At 44.5% G+C, this 16,031-nt stretch carries 14 protein-coding genes; 10 read left to right on the top strand and 4 right to left on the bottom strand.

The genetic code is table 11. The annotated features are described in order from the left end of the window. Positions 1-933 (top strand): response regulator (locus tag A3766_RS11580; protein WP_156508880.1); only part of this gene is annotated, 933 nt, incomplete at its 5' end. A gap of 33 nt (positions 934-966) precedes the next feature. Here A3766_RS11580 and nadB read toward each other — a convergent pair. Continuing rightward, on the bottom strand, positions 967-2,580 hold the full coding sequence (gene nadB / locus A3766_RS11575) for an L-aspartate oxidase (RefSeq protein ID WP_068554718.1): 1,614 nt from the start codon (positions 2,578-2,580) through the stop codon (positions 967-969). 276 nt (positions 2,581-2,856) lie between these two features. Here nadB and rpoE point away from each other — a divergent pair, with 276 nt between their 5' ends. From rpoE to A3766_RS11545, 6 genes are all read left to right on the top strand, one after another. Then, positions 2,857-3,465: an RNA polymerase sigma factor RpoE gene (rpoE, locus tag A3766_RS11570; protein WP_068509108.1), complete on the top strand. Its 609-nt coding sequence runs from the start codon at positions 2,857-2,859 to the stop codon at positions 3,463-3,465. Beyond that, positions 3,465-4,115 (top strand): sigma-E factor negative regulatory protein, encoded by a 651-nt coding sequence (locus A3766_RS11565; protein WP_068509103.1) that lies wholly within the window; start codon positions 3,465-3,467, stop codon positions 4,113-4,115. Before rpoE ends, A3766_RS11565 begins: the two co-directional genes overlap by 1 nt. 27 nt (positions 4,116-4,142) lie before the next feature. Beyond that, complete coding sequence (locus tag A3766_RS11560) at positions 4,143-5,171, top strand: MucB/RseB C-terminal domain-containing protein (protein ID WP_068509100.1); 1,029 nt, start codon at positions 4,143-4,145, stop codon at positions 5,169-5,171. A 10-nt stretch (positions 5,172-5,181) separates the two neighbouring features. Then, positions 5,182-5,634 (top strand): SoxR reducing system RseC family protein, encoded by a 453-nt coding sequence (locus A3766_RS11555; protein WP_068509098.1) that lies wholly within the window; start codon positions 5,182-5,184, stop codon positions 5,632-5,634. 113 nt (positions 5,635-5,747) lie between these two features. After that, the gene (locus A3766_RS11550) at positions 5,748-7,157 is read left to right on the top strand and encodes a DegQ family serine endoprotease (protein ID WP_068509097.1); all 1,410 of its coding nucleotides are present in this window, start codon (positions 5,748-5,750) and stop codon (positions 7,155-7,157) included. Between the two features lie 122 nt (positions 7,158-7,279). Beyond that, positions 7,280-7,762 (top strand): NADAR family protein, encoded by a 483-nt coding sequence (locus A3766_RS11545; RefSeq protein ID WP_068509096.1) that lies wholly within the window; start codon positions 7,280-7,282, stop codon positions 7,760-7,762. A 29-nt stretch (positions 7,763-7,791) separates the two neighbouring features. Here the strand turns inward: A3766_RS11545 and A3766_RS11540 are convergent, their stop codons facing one another. Continuing rightward, a complete protein-coding gene (locus A3766_RS11540) occupies positions 7,792-9,330 on the bottom strand; it encodes a bifunctional ADP-dependent NAD(P)H-hydrate dehydratase/NAD(P)H-hydrate epimerase (RefSeq protein ID WP_068509107.1) in 1,539 nt (512 codons plus the stop codon). A gap of 147 nt (positions 9,331-9,477) precedes the next feature. Here A3766_RS11540 and A3766_RS11535 point away from each other — a divergent pair, with 147 nt between their 5' ends. Further along, positions 9,478-10,377: a cation diffusion facilitator family transporter gene (locus A3766_RS11535; protein ID WP_231875617.1), complete on the top strand. Its 900-nt coding sequence runs from the start codon at positions 9,478-9,480 to the stop codon at positions 10,375-10,377. A gap of 18 nt (positions 10,378-10,395) precedes the next feature. Here A3766_RS11535 and A3766_RS11530 read toward each other — a convergent pair whose 3' ends face one another. Both A3766_RS11530 and A3766_RS11525 read right to left on the bottom strand, forming a co-directional pair. Continuing rightward, positions 10,396-11,439 (bottom strand): putative solute-binding protein, encoded by a 1,044-nt coding sequence (locus A3766_RS11530; protein WP_068512937.1) that lies wholly within the window; start codon positions 11,437-11,439, stop codon positions 10,396-10,398. Between the two features lie 223 nt (positions 11,440-11,662). Continuing rightward, complete coding sequence (locus A3766_RS11525) at positions 11,663-12,052, bottom strand: ribonucleotide reductase subunit alpha (RefSeq protein WP_068512934.1); 390 nt, start codon at positions 12,050-12,052, stop codon at positions 11,663-11,665. Between the two features lie 631 nt (positions 12,053-12,683). Between A3766_RS11525 and A3766_RS11520 the strand changes: the two genes are divergently transcribed. Beyond that, positions 12,684-14,432, top strand: coding sequence for an acetyl-CoA hydrolase/transferase C-terminal domain-containing protein (locus A3766_RS11520; protein WP_369808626.1), 1,749 nt, complete (start codon positions 12,684-12,686; stop codon positions 14,430-14,432). A 157-nt stretch (positions 14,433-14,589) separates the two neighbouring features. Beyond that, positions 14,590-15,912 carry an alginate export family protein gene (locus A3766_RS11515; RefSeq protein ID WP_068512929.1) on the top strand — a complete coding sequence of 441 codons (1,323 nt, stop codon included), beginning with the start codon at positions 14,590-14,592 and terminating at the stop codon, positions 15,910-15,912. Positions 15,913-16,031: the final 119 nt, after the last annotated feature.

Here is a 16,031-nt window from a genome sequence, read left to right as displayed (position 1 = left end):
GACTTTAGAAGTGAAGAAGGTATTGGCACAACGTTTATTTTCAGACTCAAACTGCAATGCCAGCAAGACAAAAATGTAGTACTACATGACGCTCAAAGAAAAACTGCATTGCCGACTAAAGTTCTATTGCTGGAAGGCAAGGATCACTTCCAAAACAGTGTGCTGGAACAGTATTTTAGAGCAGCAAAGATTGAATTTGAAACCTTCGTTAGTGTCTCATCCTGGTTGTCAGTGTTGGCTAAAGAAAGCCCTGATTCCTTGGTAACAGTATCGGTTGATTCCACCTTGCTATATGAACTCGAGTCAATGGAATCCCAGCTGCCTGACCCCCTTAAAAACCATAAAACTGTTTTAATGACTGATAAGGATGAATGCAGTGAGATTAAAGATCCTTCTTTCTCAGGGCGTTTTAGAATCAGCTTTTTGTCTCAACCACTAAGGTATGATGAATTATTAGCAGAAATTACCTGTCATGATGGAAGTCATGAGAGCGATAACATCAAGCTTGATAATGTTCAACATGGTGAAGACTTGGGCTTTGCGCCTCATAGTAAAATATTAGTCGTCGAAGATAATAAGGTTAATCAGCAGGTATTGATGATAATGCTTGACTATTTGAATCTGAAAGCTGATATCGCCAACGATGGTGTTGAAGCACTGGAGGCTGTTCAAAAATCTCATTACGATTTGATTTTGATGGACTGGCAAATGCCAAGAATGGATGGTCTAGAGGCTACTCGTAATATTAGGGCTATTCAAGGGCTTGTGCAGCCCGCAATCATTGCTGTTACTGCTAATGCTATGTCAGGTGATATCGAGAAGTGTATAGAGGCCGGTATGGATGACTATTTGAGCAAACCGGTGGAAAAAGATAAGTTAGAGCAGACCATTCGTCGGTGGCTTGCTCCAAAACACGATGAGCAGGTTTCCTAAACTAAGTAAGCCGATATAAAGTTCTAGTTCGGTTTACCAGTCTCGGGTGGAATAATTAGTGGGGGTTAAAACCGTATCCTTGGCACTGGGGAGTCGCTCCGGGTAGTCTAGTGTATAGTGAAGGCCTCGGCTTTCTTTTCTCTGGATTGCGGAGCAAATGATCAGGTCTGCAACCGTGACAAGGTTTCTTAGTTCTAACAGGTCATTCGTCACGCTGTAGTTACTGTAATAATCAAGTATCTCTTGATGTAAAAGATCAACACGGTGCTTTGCTCGCTGAAGCCGCTTATTCGTTCGAACAATGCCGACGTAATCCCACATAAAGCGCCTTAACTCATCCCAATTATGCGAAATTACAACATCCTCGTCAGAATCGGTTACTTGGGACTCATCCCATAAAGGGGCATCGGGTGGCTCGGGAATATCTGCAGACTTTCTATTGATATCATTGGCTGCTGCCTGTCCATAAACGATACATTCAGTCAGGGAGTTGCTGGCCATTCGGTTTGCGCCATGTAAACCCGTGAACGACGCCTCGCCAACTGCATAGAGTTGATTAACATCAGTACGGCTTCGGTGGTCCACCATAATGCCTCCGCAGGTATAATGTGCAGCAGGGACGATGGGAATTGCCTGGTGGCAGATATCGATACCAAACTTCAAGCAAGTCTCATAAATCATCGGGAAGTGAGACTTGATAAAATCATCTGGCTCGTGGCTAATGTCAAGATAAAGATGGTCGGCACCGATACGTTTCATTTCATGGTCAATAGCTCGAGCGACAATGTCACGCGGCGCTAATTCTTCTCGCTTATCAAAACGATGCATAAATCGTTCGCCATTTGGCAGTAACAACTTTCCACCTTCGCCACGTACCGCTTCAGTTATCAAAAAGGACTTAGCTTGTGGGTGGTAAAGGCAGGTAGGGTGAAACTGGTTGAACTCCATATTGGCCACGCGGCAACCACTACGCCAGGCCATGGCAATGCCATCACCGCTGGCGCCGTCAGGGTTGCTTGTGTATAGGTAAGCTTTGCTTGCGCCGCCAGTTGCCAGTACGACGAATCGTGCTTTGAATAGCTCGACATGATCGCTGGACTGGTTAAGTACATAAGCCCCGACGCAGCGATTGCCAGGTAAGAAAAGCTTTTTGTGTGTGATAAGGTCGACCGCAACCCTGTTTTCAAAAATATCGATATTTTCTGCTAACTCTGCCTGCGAACAAAGTGCTGTAGAGATTGCCAAGCCAGTCGCATCGTCCGCGTGAATCACGCGGCGGTGACTGTGACCACCTTCTTTGGTTAGGTGATAAGTGTCTTCTTCAGCGTTGTCCATCTTGGTAAAGTCAACACCCTGATCAACTAACCAGGAGACACTCTGTCTGCCGTTTTCTACAGTCTGCCTGACTGCGTCTTCGTGACATAAACCAGCACCTGCATTAAGTGTGTCTCTGATATGAGACTCGATATCATCTTTCTCGCTGAGCACCGCTGCAATTCCGCCTTGCGCCCAAGGTGTCGAGCCGCTAGATAGACCTGCCTTTGATATCACTGCAACAGATAAGTCTTTATTCAAACCGAGAGCAGCACTTAGTCCAGCGGCGCCGCTGCCAATTATTAGAACATCATAGGTATAGGAAGAAGACATTATCGGTACTCATTCAATAAGTTAACGGCCGCTATTATTTAGATATTGAACTTATTTGTAAATGAAATGTCTCAATTCTATAGAGATAGCGATTAGCGCTTAAAGATCGAAGCGCATAGAATGACAAAGTGGGACATAGGTGTGACAGTCAATAATTTTAAACAATGTTTGAGTCATGTAGAGCAGGGTAAAGAAGTGTTAAAACAGCGAGAAGGCGTTTTAATTTTCGAGGCTCTGAGCGATAATGTAGTGATATTTCAACAAAAAACTAAAAATATGACTCATACCACACTGCCTGAAAAAACTGACGCTGACACGAGTATAGATCAGAAGTTAGTGGTCCGTGTGCAGCGGGGCGATAAAGCAGCCTTTGATTTACTGGTCATAAAGTACCAAAACAAGGTTGCAGCAGTCGTGTCTCGCTATGTTAGTGATTACCATGAAGTCGCTGATGTAACCCAAGAAGCCTTTATAAAGGCCTACCGAGCAATAGACAGGTTTAGAGGGGATAGTGCCTTTTATACCTGGGTTTATCGTATTGCTATAAACTGCGCTAAAAACTACCTTCAATCCAAAGGTCGGAGACCCCCGTCAAGTGATTGTGAGCTTGAGGGTGCGGAGTTAAACCCAAATGCCAGTGCTTTAAAAGATACCGCATCACCTGAACAGTTGTTGAGTAAAGACCAGTTGGAAGCTGTGATCAAGAATACGATTAAAAAGCTGCCTGAAGATTTGCGCATCGCTTTGACGCTAAGGGAGTTTGATAATTTAAGTTATGACGAAATTGCGGCGGTGATGGAATGCCCGGTTGGAACTGTTAGGTCGCGTATATTTAGGGCTAGAGAAGCGATTGATAATGAGATCAAAGCCATGAGAGGTGATTAATGGACGAGAGATTAAGAGAGTCTATATCAGCGTTGATGGATGATGAGTCAAATGAGCTGGAACTTCAGCGAATACTCGGTCACTCCGATGAACAAGAGGTGCAGCTACTGTGGGGGCGCTATCATGAGGCGCGTCAGGTGCTGAAACGAGATAGTGAAAGCCACTTCAATATTGATATTAGTGCCGGGGTGGCTGCGGCAATCCGGGACAATGCAGCTGAACCTTCACTCGATATGAGTACCGAGATGGATAGCGTAGAAGGTACTGTCCCTCAGAATCTTGCTGATCGCCGTGAGGATCAAAAAGTTGTTCCGCTTCTTGATGATAGCTCTGAATCGTCGAGCAAAAGAGGCGGAAGTCGTGCTTGGCTTGCCTTAGCGGCCAGTGTCGCTTTTGCCTTTATTTTTGCTTTTCAAGGTACGACTGAACTGAATGATGAAATACAAAGCACTGCTGCGAATATTTCTGCTGAAGGTGCGCTGCTTAAAGTTTCTGCGCAAGAGCCTAAGGTTGTTGTTGAGATGACTGAAGAGCAGGCGCGTCATTTTAGTCAGTATTTACTGAGGCATGCTGAACACTCGATACGTGGTACTCAGTCTGGTTTTATGCCTTTGGCTAGGGTTGCAAGTGTCAATTCTGTTGGAATATAAGCTGAGCTTGGAAGTGAAAATATCATCATGTTAATTGATTTGAATAAGCTTAATACTAAAGTTCTTCTGCGTGGGTTGTTGCTACTTTTTTGTCTTGTCGGTGCGCCGCTCTATGCTCAAGGCGCCAAGGAGGAATGGACTTATCAGTTTCCAAAGGAGCGCAGCGCCTGGGAAGCAATTGATTGGTTGATGTTTATGCAACAAGCCTCTGTAGAGCAGAACTATCGTGGACGCTTTATGTTCTCGAGAGGTGCTATGTCGAGTACCATGAGTGTTATTCACCAGTACGAGAAGGGTCTTGAGAAAGAGCGCTTAAAGCAACTCGATGGCGAGATGGGCGAAATTGTCCGTGATGGTGAGCGGGTAATGTGCGTCTTTCCGAATAACAGAGTTGTAGAGGTAGAAAACAGTCCTCTTTCCAATAACTTTACTAATAAGTTTGTTGGTTTTATGCCTGGTAAGAGTCATTACTCTTTAGTTCTTAAGGGGAAAGAGAGAATGATAGAGCGTTCATGTGTTGTGGTGGAAATATCTGCCAATGACGATGAACGTTATAGCTATAAGCTATGGATAGATGAAGAGAAAGGCCTGCTCCTAAAGTCTGAGTTAATTGACCAAGAGCATAAAGCCTTGGAGCGTTTCCAATACACACATGTAGAGTACCCAAATAATATTGACTCGACCGTTTTCGATGTAATGGGGGCAGGGAAAGCGATTAAGCATGAAATGATCAAAACGGCAGACAAAGGTATGTCCTGGTCGCGTTCCCTGATGTGGCAAGTTGAATTTTTGCCTAATGGCTATGAAAAGATAAATGGAGAGGCAAAAGAAGGTGAGCATGTAATGGTCTATAGTGATGGCCTGGCAACCTTCAGTATATTTATCGAGTCGGTTGATAAGGGAACTATGCCTGAAGGTGCGACACAGGTGGGTGCAACAACTGCCTATTCAACTGATCACAGTGTTGATGGTCATGACTATCATGTGACGGTTGTTGGCGAAGTTCCTGCTATGACTGCAATGAAGGTTGCGAAATCAGTCAAACCGATCATGTAAGGTTAGTTTAATGATTAAAGAACAAGCTATAGTCATTGCTGATGACTCAACAACTAATGGGCGTATATCGGTTCGTATCGATAGAAAAAGTGCCTGTGAGAGTTGCCAGATGAAAGCGGGCTGTGGCCAAAAGCTAGTCAATGATAGTAGCCAACGAAAATGTATTGAGTTTGAGCTTGATAACGAGTTTGATGTACAAGTAGGGGATTATGTAACCCTCGCAGTTCCAGAGAAAACTTTCCTGCAGGCCTCCCTCGTGATGTATGTGCTTCCCTTGGTTTTAATGATTCTTTGTGCTGTGCTTGCGGAAAGTTATTTAGCCTTAAATGATGCCGCGACCTTGCTGGCGTCCATTTGTGGCTTTGGATTAGGGCTTTATTTGGCTAGACGTTTTGCTAGCGAGCATAAAAGTGATCCAGACTTTCAGCCACATATTGTAGCCGTAGACCGGGCTATAGACTAGTATTTTTCCTCTTTAACCTTGCTCCCCCGTTACGTATTTTTAAGTTGAAAACTAGCCCTTCGGCCTCAAAAATGAGGGTACGTTCTAACTACATACTCTCTTGAGGATTCTTCATGAAGTACATAAATAAACTCAGCTCCTTGCTATTCTTGATGGCTGCAATCAGTGTATTGAGTCTCTCTAGCCATGCTGCAGATCTGCCGGATTTTACCGAGTTAGTTGAAGAGCATGCGGAATCGGTCGTTAATATTAGTACGGTTAGCCATGCCGAGCGACCTTCCCAGTTCCAGTTTCAGGGTGATATGGAGCAAATCCCGGAGTTCTTCCGGCATTTCTTTGGCGGCCCACCAAAATCAGGAAAGCCTAACGGCAAGAAGCGTATGCAGTCGATGGGCTCAGGCTTTATCGCAAGTGAAGATGGCATTATTCTAACTAATAACCACGTCGTCGATGGTGCTGATGAAATTTATGTTCGTTTTAGTGATCGACGTGAATTAAAAGCTGAACTCATTGGCGCTGACAAACGTTCAGACCTGGCCGTTTTGAAAGTTGAAGCAGATGATTTGCCAGCAGTTAAGTTGGGTAAGTCAAAGCCGCTTAAGGTTGGTGAGTGGGTCTTTGCTATAGGGTCTCCTTTTGGTTTTGATTACACCGTTACTGCCGGAATTGTTAGTGCCAAGGGGCGTAGCCTCCCTAACGAAAATTATGTACCTTTTATTCAGACTGACGTAGCGATTAATCCAGGTAATTCTGGCGGCCCACTATTCAATATGGATGGTGAAGTTGTTGGTATTAATTCTCAAATTTATACTCGTTCAGGTGGCTTTATGGGCGTTTCTTTTGCGATTCCAATTGATGTCGCAATGGAGGTCGTAGCTCAGCTCAAAGGCCAAGGTTATGTCGCGCGTGGTTGGTTAGGGGTCTTGATCCAGGAAGTTAACAAAGATCTTGCTGACTCCTTTGGTTTGGATCGTCCTTACGGTGCTTTAGTTGCTCAGGTGGTTGAGGACTCGCCTGCAGACCAAGCAGGTATTCAAACTGGTGATGTAATTATCGAGTATGAAGGAGAAGAGATTGATTTCTCATCTGAACTACCGCAGCTGGTAGGGCGAACAAAGGTTGGTGACAAGGCCAAACTAAAAGTTGTTCGTGATGGAGATGAGAAATCAGTGAGTGTCGAGATTGGTGAGCTTCCGACTGACGAAAGTGCGAGCGCTTTACAAAATAAACCTCAGGTAGAGAAGACGAACCGTATTGGCATTAAAGTGCGAGAACTTGATCATGAGACCTTGGATGATTTGAATTTGGATGGCGGTGTTCATGTTATCCAGGTAGAGTCGGGTGCAGCACGTGAAGCAGGGATTAAACAGGGTGATATCATCACTCGACTCAATAACCAGAAATTCACGTCGGTAAAAGAATTTCAAAAGGTGGTAGAGAGTCTTCCTTCAGATAGAGCTGTTCCGGCATTGATCGTTCGTCAAGGAAGTCCTTCGTTTATTGTTATTCGTGTTAAAGATTAGACAGAGTCATTGAACGCCTTAAGTGGTGAGTACGCTCGGTAACTTCGAGTGTACGCTCACCACTGTTTTGATCAAGACGTATCGGGTATGATGGCTTTTTCAACAGTCCAAGAGTAAAAAATTTGTTATTTCCTGATTTAGACGAAGATGCATTATTTCTATCACGTAGCAATGAAGACGAAGCGCTTGGTACTCATAAGCTGGCTTCTTTTTTACTCGAGGGTTTATTGTGGCCGAGTATCGAGCATTACTATCAGGCGATGAAGTTTCAGGAAACTTCTCCTTCCTACTTTGAAAAGATCCGGAAATCGTCAACCGCCAAACAGGCGAGGCGCATGGGTAGATCTCGCTTTCATAAAGTTCGAAAAGACTGGGCTCAAGTCAAACGAACGGTTATGACGCGAGCGGTTTATACTTATTGTCGTAGCCATCCTCAGGTCGCTCAGCTTCTTTTAGATAGCGGTAGCAGGAAGATACTGGAAAATAGCCAATACGATTATTATTGGGGTTGTGGTCGTGACCGCCGAGCCGAAAATACTTACGGCAAGGTTTTGATGGACGTTAGGTCAAAACTGAATCAGGAAGGTCGAGAAAAACAAAACTAAGATTCAGGCATAAGATTTTCTCGTCATACCTATAGCTCGTAATTTAGCTTGTTGAGTAGCGATCTGACGACTGGTATCAAATCGCATGCAGATAAGCCACGTTCGCCAGATTGTTTGGCAGCAATGTCTGCTGCACGAGCGTGTAGGGTGGTTGCTAAACGCAAGGCAAAGCCCTCATCGAAGCCTTGAGCGACCAAGCTGCCAATTATTCCACTTAGTACGTCTCCCATTCCCCCGCTTGCCATGCCTGGGTTGCCATAAGGGCAAATGCTGATTGTTTCGCCTTTGCTGGCAAGTAAGCTTCCACTGCCTTTTAATAGAATATGTCCACCAAGCTTATTGGAGAGCTCAGTGATTGCATGAAGCCTATCCTGCTGGATTAGGCCAGCGCTACCATGCCCGAGCAGTCGCGCAGCTTCACCAGGGTGGGGAGTGTATATGCGTTTACCTTGATTTTCCTTATCAACCGAGTTGATCCAATTCTGTTTGTTAGTCAAGATATTCAAGGCGTCTGCATCTAGCACCAGCGGCTTATCGAGCTTAATAACCCTTTGCAGTAACTTTTCTGACCATGCAGATCTACCAAGGCCCGGACCGATTACAATTACCGTTGCCGCGTCCAGCAATTGCTCAACTTGTTGAGTATTTTCAGTAGAGGTGACCATGACCTCTGGTGTGCGTGATAGCAATGCAGAGCAGTGGTCTTGATGGGTGATAACGCTCGTCAGGCCTGAGCCGCAGCGAAGTGCTGCTTCAGCAGCCATGAGTACCGCGCCACCATAGCCCCGGTCTCCGCCGACAATGAGGGTGTGCCCACAATTACCTTTGTGAAAATGGCGGGGCCGGACAGAAACTTGATCTAGTAATTTCTGCAGTGACAAGCAATGAGCGATAGGCGTCTGCTCATTAATAATTTTGGCTGGCACCTCCAGGTCGTCGTAATATAGTTCGCCAGTATAGTGTTGACCTTCAGCGGTAAATAAGCCCAGTTTTAGGGCAATAAAACTCGCAGTGCAGTCGGCTTCGATTGCGGTGCCCATTATACTGCCCGTATTGGCATTTAAGCCCGATGGAATATCAATCGCTAATATCGGGGCAGTAGATTTATTTGCTGCTTCAATAGCGTCAGCATACAGGCCTCTGACAGGGGAGTTAAGACCGGTACCTAATAGAGCGTCGACGATAATGTGATTGTCGGTCTCTGATGCTAGACTTTTGTCTGAGTAGTGGTCGCAGCTTACGTTTTCTGCTAAGCACATCTGGTATGCACTTTGCGCATCACCGACAAGTTTATCTGGAGGCGAAAGAAAGTAGACATTACATGCAATTCCATAAGCTTTGGCTAGCGCAGCGACAATATAGCCATCTCCGGCATTATTTCCACTGCCGCATAATACTGTGACTTTCTGGCAGTTGGGGAATCGTTCTAATAGTATATTGAAGCTAAATTTCGCTGCTTTGTTCATGAGCGAAAAGCCCTTGATTCCATGCCTGTTGATAGCCGAACTATCGATATCTCTTACCTGCTGGCTGAGGAATAATTCACTGGGAAGTTTTGTTTCAGGCATATCGGGTTCCATCTGATAGGGCGTCGAAAAGCTTAAGTTAATGATACAGTTCAAAATTTATATTTAATTAGATGATGCTAATTAATGGTTTTATTTAGTATAGATGCCCGTAAAATAGGAGCTCTATTCTTTTGTTAAGAGATCTTAGTGAACATTACTATGCGGACAAAATCGGAACAACTTATTATTTGGGCAACCAGGGCTTCTGTCGCTGTTGCATTTACCTTACTAATATTAAAAATATATGCTTGGATTGTAACGGGTTCAATGGGGGTGCTAGCCGCACTAGTAGACTCGTTACTGGATTTGGCTGCTTCGCTAATCAATATGTTTGCGGTGCGTTATGCCTTGGAGCCCGCGGATGAGGAGCATCGTTTTGGGCATGGTAAGGCTGAATCACTAGCGGGCTTAGGGCAAGCAATATTTATTGGCAGCTCGGCGATATTTCTATTGATGTATACAGTGGAGCGGATTTTTAACCCTGAACTGATCGAGTCACCTGAAATTGGCACATGGGTGATGCTCTTCTCGATGGCATTAACTTTGGTATTGGTTGCTTACCAGCGTTATGTCGTTAGAAAAACCAATTCGATTGCTGTCAAGGCTGATTCTCTTCACTATTCAGCAGACTTAGTAACTAATGCTGGAATTTTGTTAGGCTTGGCCCTTTATTATATGGGCTGGTTGTATTCAGACCCTATTATTGCCTTACTAATAGGCTTGTACATTCTAAAATGTGCAATAGAAATCGGCTATGAAGCCATTCAGTTGTTGCTTGACCGGGAACTCCCTGATGAGGAAATTAATCAGATAGAAAGCTTGGCTTGTGAACATGAAAACGTCATAGAGATTCATGATCTAAGAACACGTCAGTCTGGTCAGACGAAATTCATTCAGTTCCATCTTGTAATGGATGGGAATATGACATTACTCGCTGCACATGACCTCGCTGACGAGGTACATGACAAGATAAAAGAGTTTTTTCCGCAATCCGATATAATCATCCACCAAGACCCCCATACAGCGATAGCGAATGTAGGGGATTAGCGTCAAATACTTAGCTCTCTATTCGCGGTTGCTTGCTGAGCATTCAGCCGCTTGAGGGTCGAGTTTGCAGCGGACCTTCCTCATTAGTTTAAGCGTCTTTTGGTCGTAGATACCGCGACGACCTAACTCCAAACGGCTCTCTCTAAAATCTTCCACCCAGTAATCGTATAGATGTTCGGGGATATCTATCCAATAGTGTTCGGGGATAGTTGCTTCTGGGTCCGTAAGGAACTTAACAAACTTTGAGTATTCCTCAACCGCTTTTAGCCGAGCCTTCTGAATAAAGCCTTCGGGGAACTTTTCCCAACGTGCGATAACCTGCATGGTGATATACAGGAAAGGGTCTTTATAGATGCCACCGTCAGGTTCTAAGCCTTTATGCATTTCGAAGGGCTCGTAAACAATTGCCGGCGCTGCAGTCAGGTCAACCGTACCGTTGTTAAACTTGAGGATTGAGTTAAAAATGGTTGAATTAACGGGTGTAATACCGTGCTTTTGTGACAGGTATTCAGATTCGGGAACATCATCGAGAACGGCCATGCGTTTGCCAGCAAAGTCTTTGGGAAGCAAAATGCTACGGTCGCGCGTAAACATAAATATTGCACCAGCAGGGCCAATGCCGAGCACTTCAAATTCTCCTATGCGCATTAGGTGAGCCGCCTTAGGAGAGCTTAGGCTTTTGATAATAATGCCAAGATGCTTGTAACTTGGGATTGCGCCAATTGCGCCTAAACTGCCAGTAAAAGAGTTAAACTCACGCGCTCTGAAGCCAAGCATATTCACCGCATCGCAACGTCCAAGTTTGAACTCATCAATCGCTATGCGTTCGTCGCTGAAGACTTCGAAAGTAAGGTCAACGCCCCACTTATAAGCTTGAATGGTCGCTTCTTTCATAATTTGTCCGACCGGCCCCGCTTTACCTATTGGGTCCCAGACACACATGAAGATAGGAACAAGATCTACTTTTTCCTTACCTGGCGGGCTATAAGGTTCGCTTGCCTGAACAGCAAGGGTAAAAAGTATGCTTACAACGAAAACGTTTAGTCGAGTGATCACATCCATGAATACAGGCTTCTATATGAGTTTGTTTTTGTTTGATTTATCTATCTTATCGGGCCGCTTCTTATCTGTCATCATAAATAACATGAACAGTTTCTTATTATGAGACAAGCAATAGGGCGATCTTAGAATTAGGGTACGCTAATTGGTGTGTGGGGAGCTAAAGGTCGAAGTACTCGCTAGAGCGCTTTGGCTTTAGCGAGTGGCTCTGTTGGTGACGAAAGCACTAAGCTGGCTGAATGAGTACCGGGTTTTCTTTACGGTCAAATATCACGTATTGAGACAAGTCCTGCCCCGAATCCAGGTTGTTGGCCATTTGGTTTAAGTAAGGTTCTGCATCATCAGGGCTCGGCGCTTCGCCGTCTTGTCCTGCCAAACCAGCAACAAACATGAAGTCCCACTCATCTGAAATAGAGTCTGCTTCTTCTGACAAGGCAGCAAATGACTCAATTTCTTCTGGTAGCTTGTCCACGCACATTACAGGCGATAATGAGCCTTCCTGTTCACCTTTTTTTTTGCCTGCTTCACCTTCGGCTTTGGCGAATAAAAAAAGTAAGCGTTGAGGTTGGTCTTGCTCTTGGGCGGCTGTGAGAAGCTCACTAAAGGTAGAAATCATTGTGTGGTCCTTATGTTAATGTGGCGTCATCATAACCACTCTCGCCAAGAGAATAAATGATTAGCGTCAATTGCTTTTGAAGCGTAAGGCAGAGCTTTTGTCGGAGCCCTTGATAATTTTTTGTGAGTGTTTGACTTATGTCATGATTAGCGCGCTCAAGTGTTGTTACTGTAGACGAATTCGTACTGGATATAAAAAACAAGAACGGTTTGGAGAACTCATGGAATTATTTAGTGAAGTTGAACGCTGTGTCGAGCGGACGATAGAGACGGTTGGTAAAAATATTGTTTTGGGTTTACCTCTAGGTTTGGGAAAACCAAATCAGTTGGCGAATGCTTTTTACAGAAAGGCGCAGCAGGATCCGAGTATTAATCTGCGGATCATTACAGCTTTATCGCTAGAAAAGCCAAGACCAAAAAGTGAAATGGAAGCCAAGTTTCTAGTGCCATTTGTCGAGCGCTTATTTGGTGATTACGAAGAGTTAGAGTATGCCAAGGCAGTCAGGACTAACACCTTGCCGCCGAATGTCGAAGTCTCGGAGTTTTACTTTAAAGCGGGTGCTATGAAGAGCGTTGCCAGTGCGCAGCGAAACTATGTATCGAGTAACTATACCTTTGTATCGCGCGACTTAATGATTAATGGCGTCAATGTGCTGGCACAAATTGTCGCTAAAAAAGAAATAGATGGCCGACCACAGTTGAGCTTAAGCTGTAATACCGATGTTACCCTGGATATTATGCCTCTGATTGAAGAAGAGAGGGCGAAGGGGAAAAAGATCGTCACTATTGCTCAGGTTCATGACGATTTACCGTTTATGTATAACCGTGCAATGGTCGAGAATGATTATTTTGACTTCCAGGTTCATAGTCCTGCCTATCAGACTCGTTTGTTTGCGCCACCAAATATGTCGGTTCCTAACCCTGACTATATGGCAGGCTTATATGCCAGTACTCTAATTAAAGATGGCGGTACATTGCAGATTGGTATCGGTTCATTAGGTGATGCCATCGTTTATGCATGCAAATTGCGCCAGACCGATAACGACGTCTATAAACATGTCGTCGACTCTCTGAATATCGATAAAAAACTTATCTCCGAATATGGTGGCGTGGATGCCTTCGATAAAGGCTTGTATGGTTCCAGTGAAATGTTTGTTAACGGCTTCATGCACCTAATCAAGAGCGGAATTGTAAAGCGTAAGGTCTATGATGATCTTGATTTACAGCGCTTGATTAATGAGGGGAAAATTGGTGAAACAGTTTCACCATCTACACTTGAGTGCTTGTTAAATGAGTCGATTATTTCTCATCAGCTGACTCATTCTGACTTTATTTATCTACAGCGCTGGGGCATTTTTTCTGATGCCGTACAGTGGGCTGAGGATGGTCTTAAAATAGGCGAAACGACACTTTCGATTAACTTGTTAGAGCAAGCCAACTTTGCCTCCGTGTGTGAACTATGCCTGGGTGATAACCTCAAGGGTGGTATCTATATGCATGGTGGCTTCTATCTAGGGCCTCAAGACTTTTATCAAGCTTTGCGCGACATGAGTCGAGAGGAAAATGAAAAGATCTGTATGTCGAGTGTCGGTCATATCAACCAGCTTGACTACAATCATCCGCTCCTATCTGCGCAGCGTAAGCACGCTCGCTTTATAAACACCGGCATGATGGTGACGCTGAGTGGTGCGGTTGTATCAGATGGCCTAGAAAATGGCACGGTTGTGAGTGGTGTAGGTGGCCAATATAACTTCGTATCGATGGCTCATTCATTGCCTGATGCGAGATCAATATTGTGCGTTAGAAGTACACGCGGTAGTGGTAAAGACCTGCAGTCAAACATTACACCACACTATGGCCATATCACGATTCCAAGGCACCTTAGAGACATCATTGTGACGGAATACGGTATTGCCGATTTACGCGGCAAGACCGACGAGCAAATCGCGATTGAGTTGATTAAGGTTGCTGATTCTCGCTTCCAGCAAGAATTACTAGAAGATATGAAGTCGAAAGGTAAGGTTCGCGAGAGCTTTACATTACCAGCAGAATACAAAGAAAACTATCCTGAGAAGTTAGCTGGGATTCTTAAGTCTGCTCGTGAGAAAGGTTTATTCCCACCGTTTCCGCTTGGCTCTGATTTTACCGATGAGGAAATTGCACTCGGTAAGAGCTTGAAGGATTTGAAGGCCTTAATGGCGCACCCACGACAAATGATCAAAGCGGTTATTCGTTCCTTTGTTCATAAAGTTGATGCAGACGAAGCGCGTCCTTTTCTTGAGCGTCTGAGCTTAGACCATCCAGATTCAACAAAAGATAAGATTCTTCAGCACTTAATTCTTCTGGAACTCGAAGAAAACGGTTATTTAAAACCAATGTAATTCGGTTATTTATATCAATTAAGCCTCCAATATTGGGGGCTTTTTATATGATGCTCAATTTCTTAAATATAAGGCTGCTGGATAGGCGTGACAATAATACTAAAAAGCTGTTAAATTCGTTTTAGCAATTATATTGATAACAATAAGAGAGCTTTATATGTCTTCGCAAAAAGTGTTAGGTAAGTACTGTCATTCGCTAGCTCGCGCTTTTCTTATTTGCACTGCTACATTTTCCTCTTCTTTATATGCCTACGAATATGTAGATGACCAGAAATTAGCCGATGCTAGCTCGATAGCAGATGCACTCTCTGAAGGTACTGCAGAGTTAGACTTTCGCCTTCGCTACGAAGATGCACGCCAATCAGAACCCTCTGAGCAAGGTGCTCAAGCGCTGACACTCCGCTCGCGCCTAAGCTATCAGACGCAGCGTTATATGCTTTTTTCGGGGTTTATCCAGTTTGATGATCTAGCGGCGATTCCAAATGATGAAAATTACAATTCGAGTACAAACGGGCAGCTCGATGATGTTTTAATCGGGGAACCGGATGAAACTCGAGTAAGTGAAGTTTGGCTTAATTATGACATTGCCAATACATCGTTCACTTTTGGTCGACAGGCTTTTGAGCTTGATGCTGGGCGTATGATTGGTAGCGATAGTTGGTATCAAAACGAACAAGTATTTACGGGCTTGAGTGTCACAAACCAAAGCCTGAACTATACAAAGTTTACCTATGTAAACTTTGATCGGGTCGAGCAGCCTTACGCGAAGTACTCGCAAGATACTGATGCCGACTTGAAAGCGCGATTGTTTAATCTGAGTTACAATGGCTTCTTGTTAAATGACTTATCGCTTTACCACTTAACTATTTCTGATCATAAGCGCGACAGACGCTGGGAAACGCAAACCTCTGGTATCTATTTTTCGGGTATGGTTGGCGGCAACAATGGCATCGCAGACTCATCAGGAAACCGCGAAGGGGAAGATTTCTCAATTTCCTACTTGTTTGAGTTTGCTACTCAGGGTGACAAGGGCCAGAACCCTATTAATTACAGAGCCAGCTATAGTCGAATGCAGCTTGTCGCGGGCTATCAGGGTGGAGGCTTTACAATCGCCCGTGAAAGACTTGGTGCCGATGGCAGTGCTAGCTTTGTCACTCCTTTAGCTAGTATGCATGAATACCAGGGTTATACCGGCCAAGCTGTGGATCAAGCCTTGGGGAATGTTACAGGTGGAATTATCGATACAGTATTTGGTGTTTCATACCGCTGCTCAGATGATTTTTCTATCGGGCTAGCTCATCATGACTATGAATTTGATAAGGCTCCTGGCGCTGAATCATCAATCGGCACAGAGCTGCAAGCTGAGGTAAAGCTCAAGTTTCATGAGCTTAGTTTTACAGCTAAATATGCTGACTATAATGCAGATGCCTTGGGCGAAGATACTCGTCGCATATGGTTGCAAACTGGCTTGTCTTTCTAAGCCTTTGTTTATCATTGCTCAAAGAAATAAAACCCAACAGACAAAAGCTGCTGCTTAGTTCGGGGAACTTTGGCTTAGCTGAGGGATAGTTGCCAAGCGATTGATGTGTGTCATGTGCT

It is taken from the genome of Oleiphilus sp. HI0132 (genome assembly GCF_001635845.1).
This window is presented reverse-complemented; position numbering and strand designations above follow the sequence as displayed.

Coding starts and splice junctions, on each gene's coding strand:
- nadB (WP_068554718.1), bottom strand. CDS start 2,580: ATGTCTTCTTCCTATACCTATGATGTTCTAATAATTGGCAGCGGCGCC.
- rpoE (WP_068509108.1), top strand. CDS start 2,857: ATGACTCATACCACACTGCCTGAAAAAACTGACGCTGACACGAGTATA.
- A3766_RS11565 (WP_068509103.1), top strand. CDS start 3,465: ATGGACGAGAGATTAAGAGAGTCTATATCAGCGTTGATGGATGATGAG.
- A3766_RS11560 (WP_068509100.1), top strand. CDS start 4,143: ATGTTAATTGATTTGAATAAGCTTAATACTAAAGTTCTTCTGCGTGGG.
- A3766_RS11555 (WP_068509098.1), top strand. CDS start 5,182: ATGATTAAAGAACAAGCTATAGTCATTGCTGATGACTCAACAACTAAT.
- A3766_RS11550 (WP_068509097.1), top strand. CDS start 5,748: ATGAAGTACATAAATAAACTCAGCTCCTTGCTATTCTTGATGGCTGCA.
- A3766_RS11540 (WP_068509107.1), bottom strand. CDS start 9,330: ATGCCTGAAACAAAACTTCCCAGTGAATTATTCCTCAGCCAGCAGGTA.
- A3766_RS11530 (WP_068512937.1), bottom strand. CDS start 11,439: ATGGATGTGATCACTCGACTAAACGTTTTCGTTGTAAGCATACTTTTT.
- A3766_RS11525 (WP_068512934.1), bottom strand. CDS start 12,052: ATGATTTCTACCTTTAGTGAGCTTCTCACAGCCGCCCAAGAGCAAGAC.
- A3766_RS11520 (WP_369808626.1), top strand. CDS start 12,684: ATGATTAATGGCGTCAATGTGCTGGCACAAATTGTCGCTAAAAAAGAA.
- A3766_RS11515 (WP_068512929.1), top strand. CDS start 14,590: ATGTCTTCGCAAAAAGTGTTAGGTAAGTACTGTCATTCGCTAGCTCGC.